This is a genomic window from Micromonospora sp. DH14, assembly GCF_029809455.1.
GTDB classification, from domain to species: Bacteria; Actinomycetota; Actinomycetes; order Mycobacteriales; family Micromonosporaceae; genus Micromonospora; species Micromonospora parva.
The window spans coordinates 25,907-42,648 of the sequence record NZ_JARVKT010000018.1 but is presented as its reverse complement, the minus strand read 5'-3'; the positions used below and the strand labels follow the sequence as shown (position 1 = coordinate 42,648).

Annotated in this window: 18 protein-coding genes; 7 read left to right on the top strand and 11 right to left on the bottom strand. The window is 72.1% G+C overall.

Annotated features, from left to right (window positions below):
- Positions 1-31: 31 nt before the first annotated feature.
- Positions 32-2,701: a carboxylate--amine ligase/circularly permuted type 2 ATP-grasp protein gene (locus tag QCZ28_RS22185; protein WP_279518453.1), complete on the bottom strand. Its 2,670-nt coding sequence runs from the start codon at positions 2,699-2,701 to the stop codon at positions 32-34.
- Between the two features lie 151 nt (positions 2,702-2,852).
- Entirely contained in the window at positions 2,853-3,419 is a 567-nt protein-coding gene (locus QCZ28_RS22180) for a DJ-1/PfpI family protein (protein ID WP_279518452.1), read from the bottom strand.
- A gap of 53 nt (positions 3,420-3,472) precedes the next feature.
- Between QCZ28_RS22180 and QCZ28_RS22175 the strand changes: the two genes are divergently transcribed.
- Positions 3,473-4,417, top strand: coding sequence for a DJ-1/PfpI family protein (locus QCZ28_RS22175; protein ID WP_279518451.1), 945 nt, complete (start codon positions 3,473-3,475; stop codon positions 4,415-4,417).
- 102 nt (positions 4,418-4,519) lie between these two features.
- Here QCZ28_RS22175 and QCZ28_RS22170 read toward each other — a convergent pair whose 3' ends face one another.
- From QCZ28_RS22170 to QCZ28_RS22145, 6 genes are all read right to left on the bottom strand, one after another.
- Positions 4,520-5,866, bottom strand: coding sequence for a cellulase family glycosylhydrolase (locus QCZ28_RS22170; protein WP_279518450.1), 1,347 nt, complete (start codon positions 5,864-5,866; stop codon positions 4,520-4,522).
- A gap of 98 nt (positions 5,867-5,964) precedes the next feature.
- Positions 5,965-6,447 (bottom strand): SRPBCC family protein, encoded by a 483-nt coding sequence (locus QCZ28_RS22165; RefSeq protein ID WP_279518449.1) that lies wholly within the window; start codon positions 6,445-6,447, stop codon positions 5,965-5,967.
- A complete protein-coding gene (locus QCZ28_RS22160; protein ID WP_279518448.1) occupies positions 6,444-6,788 on the bottom strand; it encodes a metalloregulator ArsR/SmtB family transcription factor in 345 nt (114 codons plus the stop codon). Before QCZ28_RS22160 ends, QCZ28_RS22165 begins: the two co-directional genes overlap by 4 nt.
- A gap of 59 nt (positions 6,789-6,847) precedes the next feature.
- Positions 6,848-7,414, bottom strand: a complete 567-nt coding sequence (locus tag QCZ28_RS22155) for a helix-turn-helix domain containing protein (RefSeq protein ID WP_279518447.1) — start codon at positions 7,412-7,414, stop codon at positions 6,848-6,850.
- A 4-nt stretch (positions 7,415-7,418) separates the two neighbouring features.
- Positions 7,419-7,979, bottom strand: coding sequence for a carboxymuconolactone decarboxylase family protein (locus QCZ28_RS22150; protein ID WP_279518446.1), 561 nt, complete (start codon positions 7,977-7,979; stop codon positions 7,419-7,421).
- Between the two features lie 33 nt (positions 7,980-8,012).
- On the bottom strand, positions 8,013-8,372 hold the full coding sequence (locus tag QCZ28_RS22145) for a hypothetical protein (protein ID WP_279518445.1): 360 nt from the start codon (positions 8,370-8,372) through the stop codon (positions 8,013-8,015).
- A gap of 152 nt (positions 8,373-8,524) precedes the next feature.
- Between QCZ28_RS22145 and QCZ28_RS22140 the strand changes: the two genes are divergently transcribed.
- On the top strand, positions 8,525-8,935 hold the full coding sequence (locus tag QCZ28_RS22140) for a VOC family protein (protein ID WP_279518444.1): 411 nt from the start codon (positions 8,525-8,527) through the stop codon (positions 8,933-8,935).
- Positions 8,936-9,045: 110 nt separating this feature from the next.
- Entirely contained in the window at positions 9,046-10,023 is a 978-nt protein-coding gene (locus QCZ28_RS22135; protein WP_279518443.1) for an aldo/keto reductase, read from the top strand.
- Here QCZ28_RS22135 and QCZ28_RS22130 read toward each other — a convergent pair.
- From QCZ28_RS22130 to QCZ28_RS22120, 3 genes are read right to left on the bottom strand one after another with little or no spacing between them, the layout of a single operon-like run.
- Positions 10,017-10,781 (bottom strand): DUF2071 domain-containing protein, encoded by a 765-nt coding sequence (locus QCZ28_RS22130; protein ID WP_279518442.1) that lies wholly within the window; start codon positions 10,779-10,781, stop codon positions 10,017-10,019. The two genes, QCZ28_RS22135 and QCZ28_RS22130, sit on opposite strands and share 7 nt — an antisense overlap.
- 35 nt (positions 10,782-10,816) lie before the next feature.
- On the bottom strand, positions 10,817-11,974 hold the full coding sequence (locus QCZ28_RS22125) for a winged helix DNA-binding domain-containing protein (protein ID WP_279518441.1): 1,158 nt from the start codon (positions 11,972-11,974) through the stop codon (positions 10,817-10,819).
- Complete coding sequence (locus tag QCZ28_RS22120) at positions 11,971-13,104, bottom strand: epoxide hydrolase (protein WP_279518440.1); 1,134 nt, start codon at positions 13,102-13,104, stop codon at positions 11,971-11,973. Before QCZ28_RS22120 ends, QCZ28_RS22125 begins: the two co-directional genes overlap by 4 nt.
- A gap of 63 nt (positions 13,105-13,167) precedes the next feature.
- Here QCZ28_RS22120 and QCZ28_RS22115 point away from each other — a divergent pair, with 63 nt between their 5' ends.
- The 4 genes from QCZ28_RS22115 (at position 13,168) to QCZ28_RS22100 (ending at position 16,733) form a co-directional block, all read left to right on the top strand.
- A complete protein-coding gene (locus QCZ28_RS22115; RefSeq protein ID WP_279518439.1) occupies positions 13,168-14,136 on the top strand; it encodes a YafY family protein in 969 nt (322 codons plus the stop codon).
- 94 nt (positions 14,137-14,230) lie between these two features.
- On the top strand, positions 14,231-15,154 hold the full coding sequence (locus tag QCZ28_RS22110) for a sigma-70 family RNA polymerase sigma factor (RefSeq protein WP_279518438.1): 924 nt from the start codon (positions 14,231-14,233) through the stop codon (positions 15,152-15,154).
- A gap of 111 nt (positions 15,155-15,265) precedes the next feature.
- On the top strand, positions 15,266-16,150 hold the full coding sequence (locus QCZ28_RS22105) for an alpha/beta hydrolase (RefSeq protein WP_279518437.1): 885 nt from the start codon (positions 15,266-15,268) through the stop codon (positions 16,148-16,150).
- Between the two features lie 121 nt (positions 16,151-16,271).
- Positions 16,272-16,733, top strand: a complete 462-nt coding sequence (locus tag QCZ28_RS22100) for a DUF5709 domain-containing protein (RefSeq protein WP_279518436.1) — start codon at positions 16,272-16,274, stop codon at positions 16,731-16,733.
- Positions 16,734-16,742 lie beyond the last annotated feature (9 nt).

Here is a 16,742-nt window from a genome sequence, read left to right as displayed (position 1 = left end):
GCGTCCCGATGACGGGTCAGTCAAGCGTGGGTTACACCGGCGGTTCGTCGGCTCCACCGAGCAGCCAGGTGTCCTTCGACCCGCCGCCCCGCGACGAGTTGACGATCATGCTGCCGGCCGGTGCCACCCGGGTCAGCGCCACCGGCGCCACCTCGGCGGTGTCACCGAGGAACACGAACGCCCGCAGGTCGACGTGGCGGGGAGCCAGCGCCGCGCCGTCGAAGACCGGGTGGGTGGTCAGCGCGACCACCTCCTGGGCGATCCACCGGTGCGGGGCCGCGAGGATCTGCTCCCGGACCGCGTCCAACTCCTCGGCCTCGGCCCGGGGGCCGATCACCACCCGGTCACCGCCGTACCCGTCGACCGGTTTGAGCACCAGTTGGTCGAGCCGGCCCAGCACCTCGGCCCGCTGCTCGGGCAGCCCACACAGGTAGGTGGGCACGTCTCCCAGCAGCGGCTTCTCGCCCAGGTAGTACTCGACCAGCCGGGGAACGTAGGCGTACAACGCCTTGTCGTCGGCGACGCCGTTGCCCAGCGCGTTGGCCAGGGTGAGCCGCCCGGCGTGCACCGCGGCGAGCAACGGCCACCCCAAGGGCACCCCGTCCGCGCCCGGGGCGTGCAGCAGCGCCTCCTCGTCCATCCGCAGGTAGATCACGTCCACCTCGCGGCGGCAGCCCTCCCGGACCAGCCGGACCCGGCCCTCCTCCACCAGCAGGTCGCTGGTCTCGGTCAGCGGCACACCCATCTCGTCGGCGAGCAGCCGGTGCTCGAACCACGCCGGATCACCGGGGCCGCCGCTGAGCACCACCACGGCGGGGTCGTCGGTCGTGGCGGGCGCGGCGGCGACCAACGCCCGGTACAGCATCGCGGGCGTCTCGTCGGCGGGCAGCAGATCCTCCGGCACCGGCAGTTCCGGCAGCACCGCCCGGGTGAGCCGACGGTTCTGCACCGCGTAGCCGATCCCGGAGGGCACCCGCAGGTTGTCCTCCAGCACGTACCAGCCGCCGTCGGGGTCGCGGACCAGGTCGGTGCCGGACACCTGGGCGCGGGTGCCCCGCCGGCCCATCAGCGCCCCGGTCGGGCGCAGCCCGGGTGACGACTCCACCACCCACGCCGGCACCACGCCGTCGGCCACCACGGCCCGGTCGGCGTAGACGTCGCGCAGGAACGCGTCGAGGGCGCGGGCGCGTTGCACCAGGCCGGTCCGCAGGGCCCGCCAGTCGGCGGCGGGCACCACCCGGGGCACCAGGTCCACCGGGAAGAGCCGCGTGCTCGCCTCACCCGCCACGCTGAACGTCACCCCCCGGGCCCGCTGCTCCTCGTCCCGGTCGTGCTCGCGTTGACGCAGGACGCCGGCACCGAGCTGACGCAGGGCCGCCAGCATCGGGGCGTACACCGGTTGCGGTCCGGCCGGTCCGAAGACCTCGTCGCCGGCGTCGGCGTACGTGGGCAGCGCCGGCGGTGTCGGCGCGCCCGGCAGCGGCCCACGGACCCGGCCCCGGGTCTCGTCGAGCAGCAGGTCGACCACGTCGGCCAACCGGCCACGCCGCTGGTACGCCCGCCGCTGTCGCGCGGCGGAGCTGCCGCGTTGCAGCGCGTACCGGGTCAGCTCGCTGACCTGCTCCCAGTCCCCCGTCGCCGCCAATTGCGGGCGCAGGTCGGTCACCAGGCGGCGGACCGCCTGGGCGGCCGGCACCGGCCGGGCCGAGCGGGGCAGGTCGAGCAGGTCACCTTCCAGGCCGGAGCGGGCCGCCCGCCACACGGCCGCCCGCAGCACCGGTGGTCGCACGGCGGTGCGCTCCACCCCGGCGCGCAGGGCCGCGACCTCCCGCCGCACGAGCGCCCGGAACAGGCCGGTGAGCAGGACGATGGTCTCCACGTCCGGGTTGGCGTCGGTGATCCGCAGTTCCACTGTGGGCACGTGCGCCGACGGCCGGACGTCGAAATAGATCATGGCGGGGTCGGTGATGGTCTCGGAGGCGATCAGTTCGGCGACCAGCGCCTCGTGGTCGGCGGCGCCGGTCACCTCGCCCGGGTCGCCGGCGGTGGGCCAGCGCTGCCAGACCAGCGACCGGACGCTGGCGTACCCGCTGTCCTGCCCCATCCAGTACGGCGAGCTGGTGGAGAGGGCGAGCAGCACCGGCAGCCACGGCTGGACCCGACGGGTGACCGCCACCGCCAGGTCCCGGTCCGCGACGCCGACGTGCACCTGCGCCCCGCAGATCAGCTGCTCCCGGGCGAGCAGCTGGTACTCGTCGAGCATCCGCCGGTAGCGGGAGGTGGGTGTGACGCTGGGGTCACCGTCGGCGCGCAACGGCACCGTGCCGGCCGCCACGATGCCCAGCCCGGCCCGGTCGGCGACCTGGACGGCGCTGTGCCGCAGCCCGGTCAGCTCGGCGCGGATCTCGTCGAGGGTGCGGCAGACCGCGGTGTTGGTCTCCACCACGCTGCGGTGCAGCTCGGCGGTGAACGAGGCCGCCGGCAACCGGTCGAGCAACTCGCCGGCGCGGGGCACCAACTCCCGGGTGTGCAGGTCGACGACGTGGAACTCCTCCTCCACCCCGATCGTGGCCAGGTCGGCCGGGTCGCCGTCGGCAAGCGACAGGGCCGCGTTGGTGCGCGGGGTGGGCGGTGTCCGGCCATTACCGGACCGGCCCACCGGCCCGTCGTACGTCGGCGCGTTCGTGGTGTTGTCGGCCATGGTCACCCCGGTTCGCGTGTCGGTGGTGTCGACTGTCCGACGAGCGTTCCCAGGGTTGGTACCGGGGGTGTTTCCAGCGCGTTAAGGTGACGCGCCCGTTCTGTCCTGCCTGCTCAGGCGGGTTGGTCAGGCAGCGGACGGGGTCGCGCCGTCAGCGGGTCTGCGGCCGGTATTCGATGGTCGCGGCGACCCGGTTCGCCGTGGCGGCACCGAGTTCCCGTTCGGTGAGCCACAGGCCCAGATCGAGCCCGGCCGAGAGCGCGCCGGCGGTGACCCGATCACCGTCGTCGACCACCCGCTCGTCGAGCACTGTGACGTCCCGCGCGCGCAACTCGTCGTACGCGTTGCGGTTGGTGGTCGCCCGGCGGCCATCCAGCAGACCGGCGGCGGCGAGGAGCAGCGCACCGGTGCACACCGACGCCATCCAACGCGCCGACGGCGCCAGCGCGGCCAGCCGGGCCGGGAGCACGCCCCGCCGCGCCTGGGCCCAGGCACCCTCGGCGGCCCGGTTCAACCACCCTCCACCGGGGACGATCACGCCGTCGGCCGGACCGAGCACCTCGGGGACCTGGAGGTGGACGCCCCGCATGCTGGTGACCGGCCCGGGCCGTTCGACGGCGACCAGCCGCACCTCGAACCCGGCCATCGACAGCACCTCGAACGGCCCGAAGACGTCCAGTTCGTCGAAGCCGTCGAACACCACAATGTCGATTCGCATACCGCCCAGGATCGCCGGACGACCGGACGGCGGCGAGTGGCATTGTTGCCATCATGCGTAAGATTTCCGCCACGCATCGGGTCGCCGTCCTCGCCCTACCCACTGTCGTCGCCTTCGACCTGACCATCGCGACGCAGGTCTTCGGCCACGAGGGCAACGGCCGGTACGCGATGACGGTGTGCGCACTGGACAGCGGCCCGGTCTCCACCACCACCGCCGGCCTGGAGCTGACCGTCGCCGCGTCGCTCGACGCCCTCGACGACGCCGACACGGTGATCGTGCCCGGGTTCCGCCGTGGCCCGGCACCGGCGCGCGCCCTCGAAGCGCTGCGGCGGGCGCACGCTCGGGGCGCCCGCATCGCGTCGATCTGCACCGGCGCCTTCGCGCTGGCCCAGGCCGGTCTGCTCGACGGCCGTCGCGCGACCACCCACTGGGCGCACGCCGACGCGCTGGCGGACGAGCACCCCCGGGTGCTGGTGGACGCCAACGCGCTCTACATCGACGAGGGCGAGGTGCTGACCAGCGCCGGGCTCGCCGCCGGCCTCGACCTGTGCCTCTACCTGGTCGGCCGCGACCACGGGCAGGATGTCGCCATCCACCGGGCCCGTCACCTGGTCACCCCACTGCACCGGGCCGGCGGCCAGGCACAGTTCATTCCGGTCGGCGGCGCGGGTGCGGACGACGAGTTGGCCGAGGTCACCGCCTGGGCGATCAGCAACCTGCATCGTCCGATCACCGTCGCGGACCTTGCCCGACAGGGGGTGATGTCCAGCCGTACGCTGCACCGCAGCTTCCAGAACCGGTTCCGGATGAGCCCCCGGGCCTGGCTGATCCAGCAACGGCTGCGCGCAGCCTGCACTCTGCTCGAGAACGGCGACATCACCGTCGACGAGATCGCGCGGCGCACCGGCCTGGGCACGGCAACCAACCTGCGGGCGCATTTCCAACGGGCCTTCGCCACCACCCCTACCGCGTACCGGCGGGCCTTCACCCCCTGACCCGTCCGACAGTGCCTGGCGATGTCGGGGCATCCTGCCGGCCTGGACACCCCGACATCACCAGTCGCGACTGGATCGATCACGGCCCCGCAGCGACCGGGGTCACCTCATGTTCGCCACGACGAACGGCGCGTGGCCGTGCAGGTAGTTGGTCCACCCGCCGGTCACCGGCGCGCCCGGGCTGAGCAGGTTGGTGGTGTCGGTGCCGACGTCGAGCTTCCAGGCCGTCCAGGAGATGCCGTTCGCCTTCATCCAGTCGATCCAGGACTGCGCCTCGGGCAGGCAGGCCCGGCCGTCGAGGCCGCCGTCGGCGTTGCTGGCGCCCCACTCCGTGACGAACAGCGCCAGACCCGCGCGGATCGCGGCGTCCCCCTTGGCCCGCAGTGACGACCCGTGGGTGCAGGAGTAGAAGTGCAGCGTGTACATCAGGTTGGTGCCGGTGACCGGGCTGGCCGCCGCGACGTCGACGTCCTGTGACCAGGTCGGGGTGCCGAGCACGATGATGTTGTCCGGGTCGGCGGCGCGGATCGCGGACACCACCGCCTGGTGGTACGGCTTGATGACGTTGGTCCAGCTGACCTGGAGCGGCTCGTTGTAGGGCTCCCAGATGACGTTGGGCAGGTTGCCGTACCGGCGGGCCAGGTCGCCGAAGAACGCCACCGCCTGGGACTGGTTGTTCTGTGCCTCGTGCGCGTGCCAGTCGACGATCACGTACACCCCGGCGGTGACCGCGTTGTTGATGATGGTCTCCACCTGTGCGCGCGCCTTGGCCGGGTCGCTGAGGTACGCCCCCGCCGGCTCCACCCCCATCGCCGCGCGGATCACCTGGAGGTTCCAGTTGTCACGCATCCAGCGCAGCGCGGAGAGGTTCTCGGCGTACGGGGCGGTCTCCCAGTTGAGCCACATGCTGCTGATGCCGCGCAGCTGCACCCGGGCGCCGGACCTGTCGCACATCGTGGTGCCGCAGACCCGCAGCTGCCCGTGCCGCTCGACGGGCGTGCCGGTGGTGGGCGGCGGCGTGGTCGGCGGCGTGGTCGGGGGCGTGGTCGGGGGCGGGCCGCCGGCACAGCCGGCGCCGTTCACCGTGCAGTTGACCGGGGTGCCGGTGCCGTTGACGAGGAAGCCGAACGAGGTCGAGGCGCCAGCGGCGAGGTTGCCGTTCCAGGACACGTTGGCGAAGGTGTGGTGACTGCCCGAGGTGGTCTGCTGCGCATTCCACGACTGGGTGATGGTCGAGGAGGACGGCAGGTCGAACTCGACCCGCCAACTGCTGATCGGCGCGGAGGTGTCGTTGGTGACGGTGACCTGCCCCTGGTAGCCGTTGCCCCAGTTGTTCGTCACGGAGAACACGGCGGTCGCCGCGCTGGCCGGTGTGGCGGTGACCACCGCCGCCCCACCGGCCAGCAGTCCGGCGACGGCCATGGTCGTGACAAGTCTCAGTGTGCGCATGCGGAACCCGCTTCGGATCGACGATGGTGGCCTGAGGCGGGGCGGCGCCTCCGCGAACAATATCGATCAACGCCGATGCATGCAAGCGGAGCCGCTGCTCAGAGGGTCCTGGCGAGCTCGACGAGCTGGTCCAATGCCGCACCCCAGCCCTCGTGGAAGCCCATCTCCTCGTGCGACTTCTTCGCCGACGCGTCGGCGTGGATCGCGGTGGCGGTGTACTTCGTGCCGGCGCCGTCCGGCTCGATCTGGACCACCGCGGTGAACGGGAAGCCGTCGGCGGTGACGATCGGGCGGAACCCGGCGCCCATGGCGGAGGTGAAGACCAGCGTTGAGCCCTCGTCGGCCACCAGGATGCAGCCGCTGCTCGGAAATTCCTCACCCTCGGGCGAGCGCATGGTGGTGTCGAACCGGCCGCCGGGCCGCAGGTCGATCTCGCAGGCGATGGTCGACCAGGGTTTCGGGCTGAACCACCGCATCAGCAGCTCGGGCGTGGTCCAGGCGCGCCAGACCAGTTCGGGGGCCACGTCGACGCGGCGCTGCAGGACGAGATCGAAATCGGGGTTCACCGGGTAGGCGGTCATCGCTGTTGCTCCTTCAGGTCGTAGAGAACCGAGTCGAGTTGGTCGAGGCGTCGGGTCCACCGGGCGCGTTGCGCGGCGAGCCAGGTGTCGAGGCCTTCGAGCGACCGAGGCGCGAGCCGGTAGGTGCGCACCCGGCCCTGCTTCTCCGACGTCACCAGGCCGCAGCGCTCAAGGACGTGCAGGTGCTGGGTGAACGACGGCAGCGCCATGTCGAACGGGCGGGCCAGCTCGCTGGTCGTGGCCGGGCCTACCGCCAGGCGCTCCACGACCTGGCGGCGGGTGGGGTCGGACAGCGCGTGGAGCACGCCGTCGAGCGCGTCGCCCTCCATATGCTTAGCCATACACCTAACAATTCCATCGGGCTGACACTTAGGTCAAGCACTAAGTGTCAGCCCGATGGTCAGCGGCGGAACGCGTTGACCACCAGGTCGGCGTAGCGGCGCCACACCGCCGGGTCACGCTCGTCGAGCACGATGAGCTGCCGAACCGCCCCGCAGAGAAGCACCCGGGTGTCCAACTCCCCGGCGTCCTGGCGGATCTTGCCGGACGGCCGGGCCGCCGCCACCAGCTGCCCGATCAGGCTCAGGATGCGCGCGGCGGGCACCAGCCGGCCCTCGAAGAACGCGTCGGCGAGGACCCGGTCGCGCGCCAGGCGTCCGAACAGGTCGGGCACGAACGAACACCACTCCTGGTACGCGTCAGCGCCGTCGAGCGCCGCGTGGATGCGCTGCTCCAGCTCCTCAAACTGCCGCTGGACCACAGCGACGATCAGGTCCTCCTTGCTGGGGTAGCTGCGGTACACCGTCGCGCGACCCACCCCGGCCCGCTCTGCCACCTGCGGCACCGTCACCTGCAGACCCTGCTCGGTGAAGAGTTCCCGGGCGGCGGCGATGACCCGTTCCTGGTTGCGACGGGCGTCCAGCCGCCGACGGGGTGCGTCCGGGTCGCTCGGCGTCGGTGGGGTCATGGCGTCAGTCTGCCCGTTCGGTCCCGCCGGTCAGCAGCGGCTCGTCGCCGTACACGGTGGTGAGTTCGACGTCGAGCACCGTGGCCACCCGGCCGAACGACCAGTAGTAGCCGATCACCTGGAGCACCTCGACGATCTCGCGCTCGCTGAGGTTGCCCCGGACCTCGTCGAAGAGGTCGTCGGGAACGCGCGGTGAGCGCACCACCTCGGCGGCGAACCGGATGAGGGTCCGGTCGTCGGCCGCAAGGCCCGGGTTGTCGAGGTCCCGGCTGCTGATGATCTCGCGGGTGCGCTGGTCGACGCCGGCGGCCTCGGACATCGGGCGGTGCTGGGCCGCCACGAACTCGCAGCCGGCGTACTCGGCGACCGTCAGGATGACCAGCTCCCGCGAGCGGGCGGGCAGCTCCAGCGAGGTGAACTGCGCCTTCGCGAGCTGGATGAAGAGGGCCACCGTGCCGACCGAGTGGGTCAGCATCTTGACCATCGGGTCGGGCGGCAGGGCGGCCAGGACGTCGCGGACGTCAGCCGGAATGGCGTTCGGGTCGGGGTCGGCAAGGCGGGGCATGGCTCTCTCTCCGGTGCTGATTGTCGAGGTGGGTCAGGCGGGCAGGTCGAAGCCGGTTTCGCTGAGGTGGCGGAACCGGCCGTCCTCGGCGTACGACCCGAAGATGGCGATCTCCCGCCTGGCGGTCGACCCGTCGGTCAGGGTGATCTCGTAGACGTGCCGTTCGGCGTAGCGGAGACCGTCGCGCAGCTCGTCGAGAACCCGCACGGTGCCGCCGACGATCTGGCCGCGCACCCGGGTCACCATCTCGACGAATCCGGCCCGGTCGAGGGTCTCGCCGTCGCTGCGGTGGGTGTAGTCCGGGGCGTAGAACTCGTCGAGCGCCTCGGTCAGGTCGCGGGTGGGTTCGAAGACCACCGCGCGCAGGGCGTCGCTGATCCGTACCGGGGTCATGGGGGCTCCTCGTGGTGACGGTGGGTCATATCCGGACTCGCAGGTCCGCTTCGTGTCCACCGTACCGGACTCACGAGTCCGATTCTGGTGAGAGTCGTCACCGAGCAGTTTCGGATAAGCGTCCGGCGGCGCGGACCCCTACCGTGACGTGCATGTTCACCGCGATCACGCACTCGCAGATCTACGTCCTCGACCAGGACGAGGCCCTCGCCTTCTATGTCGGCAAGCTCGGCCTGGAGGTCAACGCCGACGTCGACATGGGCTTCATGCGCTGGCTGACCGTCAACGTCCCCGGCGAGCCGGGTCGCCAGATCCTGTTGGAGAGGCCCGGCCCACCGGCGCTGTCCGAGGAGACCGCCCAGCAGGTCCGCGCCCTGGTCACCAAGGGCGCGATGGGCGGCTCGCTGATCTTCTCCACCGACGACTGCCGCAAGACGTACGAGACGCTGCTGGGCCGGGGCGTCGAGTTCACCGAGGAACCCACCGAACGCTTCTACGGGATCGACTGCGCCCTGCGCGATCCGTTCGGCAACAGCATCCGCTTCACCCAGTTGACGTCCTGAGCGGCGAGGAGCCCGAGGGGCGACGCGGGCACCCGAGCGTCGGGGCGGTCGACCCGGCCACCCCGACGCGCGAGGTGCCCGCCGCCCGCGTCGGTCGTAGCCTGGGTCGCATGCGAACCACCACGCTGGGCAGCACCGGCCCCGAGGTCGGCGTCATCGGCCTCGGCTGCATGGGCATGAGCCACGGCTACGACATCACCGGCCCTCGCGACGACGACACGTCGATCTCCGTCATCCGACAGGCGCTGGACCTGGGCGCGACACTGATCGACACGTCGGACGTGTACGGGCCGTACACCAATGAGGAGCTGGTCGGGCGGGCGCTCGCCGACGGCGAGCGGGAGCGGGCCGTGCTGGCCACGAAGGTCGGCCTGGTGGCCACCTCCCCCACCGGCGGCCCCGGCAACTCGCCGAGGATCGGCAACAACGGCCGCCCGGAGCACATCCGCGCGGCGATCGACGAGAGCCTGCGCCGCCTCGGCACCGACCACGTCGACCTCTACCAGCTGCACCGGGTCGACCCGCAGGTGCCCATCGAGGAGTCCTGGGGCGCGATGGCGGAGGTCGTGGCGGCCGGCAAGGCCCTGCAGATCGGGCTCTCCGAGGTGACGGTCGCCCAGATCGTGCGGGCCCAGGCGGTGCACCCGGTCGCGTCGGTGCAGTCCGAGCTGTCACTGTGGACCCGCGACCCGTTGACCGAGGTGCTGCCGTACTGCGCCCAGCAGGGCATCGCCTTCCTGCCGTTCTCCCCGCTCGGCCGCGGTTTCCTCGCCGGCCGGTTCAGCTCGTTCGACGACCTTCCCGCCGACGACTTCCGACGCGGCCTGCCGCGCTTCCAACAGGACGCGCTGCGCGCCAACCTCGCCATCGTCGCCCGGGTCCGGGAGATCGCCGATCGGGCGGGCGTGAGCCCCGCCCAGGTCGCCCTCGCCTGGGTGGTGGCCCAGGATGATCAGGTCATCCCGATCCCCGGCACCAAGACCCCGACATACCTGGTGGACAACTGTGCGGCCGCTGACGTGCGGCTCAGCGCCGAGGACCTGGCCGACCTGGACGCCCTGCCCGCGCCCGAGGGCGGCCGCTACTGAGCCCGCGGCGGCCCGGCAGCACGTAGCCGGGCCGCCACCGGCCGGCCGAACCGGACTCCGACACCGGGCGAGTAGAGCACGCTGACCGGCGGCCCGACCGGTGCCGGCAACCCGGCGGCGGCAACCAGCTCGTCATCCAGGTGCAGCAACTCGCACCGGTGCAGCGGCCAGCTCGGATGCCAGTTCGGCAGGTGCAGCGTGCGTCCGTACGCCCGGGTGTGCAGCCCCCAACGGGCAGTGAGGAAATGGTCGAGCGGGGTCGGCTCGACGATCCGCTCCCCGACCCGCACCACCATCCGGCTCGTCGCGCCCGCCGGCCCCGGCCAGCGCCGCCGGCACCGGTAGGTGCGGCGGTCACCGTCGCGTGCCAACCGCATCGACGACCAGAGGTACGGCAGGCGCAGCGTCGCCCGGGCCACCAGCACCGGCACCAGGCGGGACGCGTCGAGCGACCGGAACACCACGGCTCGTCGGCCGTCGTCGTCGACGGAGTAGAGCCGGACGTTGGTTTCTGAGAAGGCGCCGAAGTAGGGCACCCCCGGGCCACGGCCGAAGCCCAGCCCGACCATCCGGAAACCGATCAGGCCGACGTAGCTGACCCCGTGGAGTGTGTCCGGCCGGGTCCCGACGGGAAGCAACGGCGCGACGAGCGCCGGATCGACCGCCCAGTGCAGGAACGTGAGATCCTCCCAGCGCTGGCGCAGCATCGCCCAGGGGAACGCCTGCCGGGGCGCGTGGTCGACCGGTTCGGGGAGCACCCTCTCATCCTCGCCCAGCCGGCAGGCCGGCGTGCTCAGGCGTGCGGGCCGACACCGACGGTGCCGACGGTCAGCGACGCCCGGCCCTCCAGGATCTCGCCGACCCGGTCGACCTCCTGCGCCAGCGCACGTTGCCGGGCCGCGTCGAGCGGGCGCAGCGGTTCGACGGTGACGCGGATCGACCGGCCGGAGCGGCGTTGGTGCCAGACGCCGGCGACCACCCCGTCCACCAGCAGCACCGGGTAGTTGCCGGCCTGGCCTCCGGCGAGCGCCCGGGTGGCGGCGGCACCGGGGAAGAGCCGCTCACGCGGGTGGCAGCCGACCGCGTACGCGTCGAAGTAGGGCAGCAGCCGTAACCCGGACGGCCGGTCATCGGGGAAGTCGGTGTCGTCGGCGGCCACCCAGGCCGTGGTGCCCTCCACTGTCACCTCGGTCAGGTCGAGCGAGTCGAACAGCCATTTCCCCCACGCCGGAGGGACCGCCAACCACCTGGCGAACTGCGCCGGGGTGGCCGGGCCGTACGCGTACAGGTAGCTGCGCACGAGTGCGGCCAGTGCGGCGCGACCGGGCATCGGCGCGAAATCGGGCAGCCACCGGGTCGGGCTGGTGTACGTGGTGACCCGACCGCGGTTCGGGCCGAAGCAGATCACCCCGCTGCGGGTGGCGTCGGTCATCGCGGCGACCCACCGGGGCCACCTGTCCTGAAAGGCCTCCATGACCAGGTCGCCCGCCCACGGGCCGGTACGGGCGACGATCTCCTCGGTCAGCTCGGCGGTGGTCAGGTCGGCCTCGGCGACCGCGTCGGCGATGGCCGCGAGGACCTGCTCGCTCTGCTGGGGCGTCAGCAGGACCACGCTGCGTTCCCACGACGGGGCCGGCAACGCGGTCAGCGCGCCGACCCACATCGGCAGGTCCGCGGCGGCGAGCAGGTGCACGGTGCCGCGTGGGCCCCGGGTCTTGACCAGGGTGCGATCCGTCCAGAGTGCCCGGCGCACCAGGGCGCGGGTCGCGCCCGGCACCCGCAGCCCGACGGACAGCTCGGCGGCCGACGCGACCTGGGCGTGTGCGCCGCACATCGTCGACACCACGTCGGCGACGCCCCCGGCGTCCGGTGCCGCGCCCGCCGCCGATGTGCGCAGCCCGTGCCGCCGAAGCCGTCGGGCGGAGACCTGGTCCCAGGTCAGCTCGGTCATCGCAGCCCTCGGAAGAACGCCCGGATGTCCGCGGTGTGCGCCAGCGGCTCGTCCATCGCCACGAAGTGGCTGCCCGGGTTGCCCTGCGGCCAGTGCACGATGGTGTTGTCCCGCTCTGCGAGGCGGCGCATCAACGCGGACCCACCGCCGTACACACCGGACGGCACCCGCCGTTGGCCCGTCGGCCAGGCGAAACCGCCATCATCGGCAACGGTCAGCCGCTCGTACATGGGCCACGACGACGTTCCCGACGTGCCGGTGAACCAGTAGAGGCTGACGTTGGTGAGCAGGTGATCCCGGTCGATGGCCTGCTCCGGCGTGGGCACCGTCATGGTGAACTCCTTGAACTTCTGCATCATCCAGGCCAGCAGCCCGACCGGCGAGTCGTTCCAGGCGTACGAGAAGGTCTGCGGCGCCGCCCGCAGCAGCGCGTGATGGTCCACGCCACCGCTCATCCACCGCTGCATCTGCTCCCACTCGGCGCGTTCCGCCACGCTCATGTCCGGCACGTCGGCGGCGGTCGGGAAGCCGAACCCGCCGTCGATGTGCACACCGACCACCCGCTCCGGCGCCAGCGCCGCCACCCGCGGCGCGACGTACGCGCCAAGGTCGCCGCCCTGGGTGCCGTAGCGGTGGTAGCCGAGCCGGGCCATCAGTTCGGCCCACATCCGGGCGAGCCGGTCGATCGTGAAACCGGCCGGTGGCGCCTGCGAAAAACCGTAGCCGGGCACCGACGGGACCACCACGTGAAACGCGTCGGTGGGATCACCGCCGTGGGCGCACGGGTCGGTGAGTGGACCGATCAGCTCGGTGAACTCGACGACGGAGTTCGGCCACCCGTGCGTGAGCAGCAACGGCAGCGCGTCCGGCTCGGGCGAGCGGACGTGCAGCAGGTGCACGTCCAAGCCGTCGATCTCGGTGACGAGTTGGGGAAAGTCGTTCAGACGCGCCTCGTGCACCCGCCAGTCGTAGTCGTTCGCCCAGTACCCGGTCAGCTCACGGAGGTAGTCCACCGGCACCCCGCGGCTCCAGCCGGCGCCGGGCAACGAGCGGGGCCACCGGGTGCGGGAGAGCCGGTCACGCAGGTCGTCGAGGTCCGACTGGCTGATGTCGATGCGAAAGGGTGTCATGCCGAAGACGCTACGGCCCATATAGGACAGCTTCTGGCACACATCGCTGGCATTCTGGGAGCCATGTCCGACACCCCCGCCCGACTGTTGAGCCTGCTGTCGCTGTTACAGACACCCCGCGAGTGGCCCGGCAGCGAGTTGGCCACCCGGCTCGGGGTCAGCCTGCGCACCATCCGCCGCGACGTGGAGCGGCTGCGCGATCTCGGCTACCCGGTACGGGCGACGATGGGCGCGATCGGCGGATACCGCCTGGTCGCCGGCAAGGCGATGCCTCCGCTGCTGCTCGACGACGACGAGGCGGTGGCGATCGCTGTCGGCCTGCGCACCGCCGCCGGTCACGCGGTGGCCGGCATCGAAGAGGCCTCGGTGCGGGCGCTGGCGAAGCTCGAACAGGTGCTGCCATCCAGGCTGCGGCACCGGGTCAGCGCGCTGGGGGCGGCCACCGAACCGATGCTCACCTGGGACCAACCGACTGTCGACCCGGAGCGCCTGAGCGCGCTGGCCGCCGCCGTCAACAACCGGGAGCGGCTGCGGTTCACCTACCGCCGTCGCGACGGCGTGGACGCCGAACGGCTCGTCGAGCCGTACAAGCTGGTGTCGGCCGGGCGGTGCTGGTATCTGGTGGGCTACGACAACGACCGCGACGACTGGCGGATCTTCCGGGTCGATCGGATCACCGACCTGCGGCCCACCCGGAACCGGGTCGCCGCCCGGCAACTGCCGGCGTCCGACGCCGCCACGTTCATGACGGAGAAGCTGCTTGAGCTGACCCCCGTCTACCGGGCGGTGGTGACGCTGCACGCGCCGGTCGAGCGGATGGCGGGCCCGCTCAGCGGCGCCGGCGTCGAGCTGGACCCGATCGACGCGACCTCGTGTCGGCTGCGCAGCAACGCCGACACGCTGGAGTGGCTGGCGTGGCGCCTGCTCACCCTCGGTTGCGAGCTGGAGGTGCACGAGCCGCCGGAGTTGATCGCGCACCTGCGGCAGATCGGCACCCGTGCCACCCGCGCCGCCGGCCCTCCCGCAGCGTAGGACGGCCGGCCGCTCGGGGCATCGACACGCCGGCCCGCCGTACGCTTGAGCGAGCACAAGCCGGCAAAATCGGCTTTTCGGGGAGGAGCTGGACGTGACGCAGAGCGACGTCGAGCTGGTCGTGCTCGCGCAGGCAGGAGACGCCGCCGCGCTCGGTGTGCTGCTGGCCCGGCACGAGGCCGGGATGCGGGCCGTCGCGCTGAGCGTCCTCGGTTACGGGCCGGACGCCGAAGACGCGGTGCAGGACACCATGGTCGTCGCCCTGCGTCGGATCGGCGAGGTTCGCGACCCGAACGCCGTCGGGTCCTGGTTACGGGCCATCGTCCGCAACACCAGCCGCACGACGCTCCGCAAGCCCCGAGCCGTCCCGGTCGCCGAACCGGAATGGTTCACCGGCCCGGCCGACAGCCCCACCCCGGAGGAGGCACTGGACCGGGTCGCGATGCGCGACTGGGTGTGGCACTCCATCGAGCAGCTGTCCGAGCCTGACCGCCTGGTCACCCTGCTGCGCTACTTCAGCGACGCGTCCTCGTACGAGCAGATCGCCGCCGTGTGTGGGGTGCCGGTCGGCACCGTCCGCAGCCGCCTCAACCACGCCCGCCGTGCGCTCGCCGGCGGTCTGCGCACGGCCGCGACCACGGCGCACGCCGACGTCGCCGCCGCCAACGACGCCCGGTGGCGCGAGGGCCGCGACGTGATCGCCACCGCGATGGGTGGCGACTTCGATCGGGTGGTCCGCGAGAGTTGGTGGCCGAACGCCGAAATGATCGTGCCGGGCGGCCCGCGCGGCGGTCGTGACATGGCTATCAACGGCATGAACCGCGACCTGACCGCCGGGGTACGTCAGCGGCTGCGCAACGTGGCCGCCAGCGGCGACGTCCTGATCTGGGAGACCGACCTGATCAGCCCGCCCGACGACCCGGAGCACTGCCCACCCGCGGCGCTGTGGTTGCAGGTGCTACGCGAGGGGCGGGTACGCCAACTGACCCTCTTCCACCCCGTCCCCGCGCTGGTCTGAAAAACCCTCCCGGGAGAGCGAACTTTTCCCCCGACCCGAGCATCTGGTCCGCGTCATGCACAGTCGCCGTGTCGGCGGACGCCGCGCGGGTCTCGGATCGGGAGATAGTTCATGGGTTCCACCAGCCACGACGTCAGCGCCCTCGCACCCGGTGCCCACACGTTCACCGTCGACGGCGTTCGGCAGGTCTACCACGTCGCCGGCACCGGCCCGGTCTGCGTGGCGCACTCCGGCGGCCCCGGCATCGAGTGGGCGTACCTGCGGACGCCGAGCCTTGAGACGCATTTCACCATGGTCTACGTCGAGCCGGTGGGCACCGGCGCGTCCGGGCAGCTGAACAACCCCGCCGATTACCGCCTGGACACCTATGTCCGGTTCCTGCACGCCGTCGTCGAGCACCTCGGCGAACCCCGGGTGTACCTGCTCGGGCACTCGCACGGCGGTTTCGTCGCCCAGCGGTACGCGCTCACCCACCCGGACCGGATCGCCGGCCTCGCCCTGTACGACACCTCACCCGTCACCGGCGCCGAGTTCTGGGCCGAGGCCATGGCGGGCCTCGCCGCCTACCCGCAGCGGCACCCGGACCGGCCGGAGGCGGCGGCGGTCCCGGCCGCCTTCGCGCAGATCGGCGGCGCGACGGACGACGAGTCGTTGGGCGCCGCGCTGCGCGCCGCCCTGCCGGCGTACTTCGCGGACTTCTGGGGTCGACAGGACGAGTTCGCCCCGTTTCAGGCGGCCGTCCGGATCTGGTCGACGCCGGCCGGCGCGCAGGACCCCACGCCCTTCGACGTGCGGGACAACCTGGGTGAGATCACCGTGCCCGTCGTGGTGATCGTCGGGGCGTACGACTTCATCTGCGGCCCGCGCTGGGCCGAGCAGCTGCACGCGGGGCTTCCGGACTCGCGGCTGGTGACCCTGCCGCGAAGCGGACACTTCGCGCACATCGAGCAGCCGGTCGAGTTCACCGACGCCGTGGCGGAGCTGCTGAAGCGCTGACCCGCCCGGGTGCGGCGCACCCCGAGGTCCGTTCGTCACAGCGGGCAGGCCTCGGGGTGCGGGCGCGTTGCACGGTCATAGGCTGAGCACTTTGCCGCACCGTGACACAGAGGAGACCGCCGTGAGCCAGACCGAACGGATGGATTCCGTCGACGAGTGGAACGTGGCCGAGGACGACGGGGTGCTGGACGCCTCCGACACCCTCGACGACGACCTGGTCGGCGACCCCCTCGACACCGGGATCGTCGCCGAGGACCGCTGGACGGCGGCCAACCGGTTCGGCACCACGCCCGCCGAGGAGCGGGCGGGCGAGTCGCTGGAGCAGCACCTCGCCCAGGAGGTGCCGGATGTCGACCCGTACGCCGAGGGTGGCGACGACGAGGACGAGCTGACCCGCCGGGGGTACGAGGCGGAGGCGCGCGCCGGCCGTCTCGTCGCCTACGACGACGGCGTCCGCGAGGACGACGAGGCCGAGGCGGTGGCGTGGGACGCCGGCATCGACGCGGGTGCCGCCAGCGCTGAGGAAGCGGCGATCCACGTGGTCGAGGACCCGGACGGGCCCGGCGACGGTCCGTTGCGCTGACGACGTACC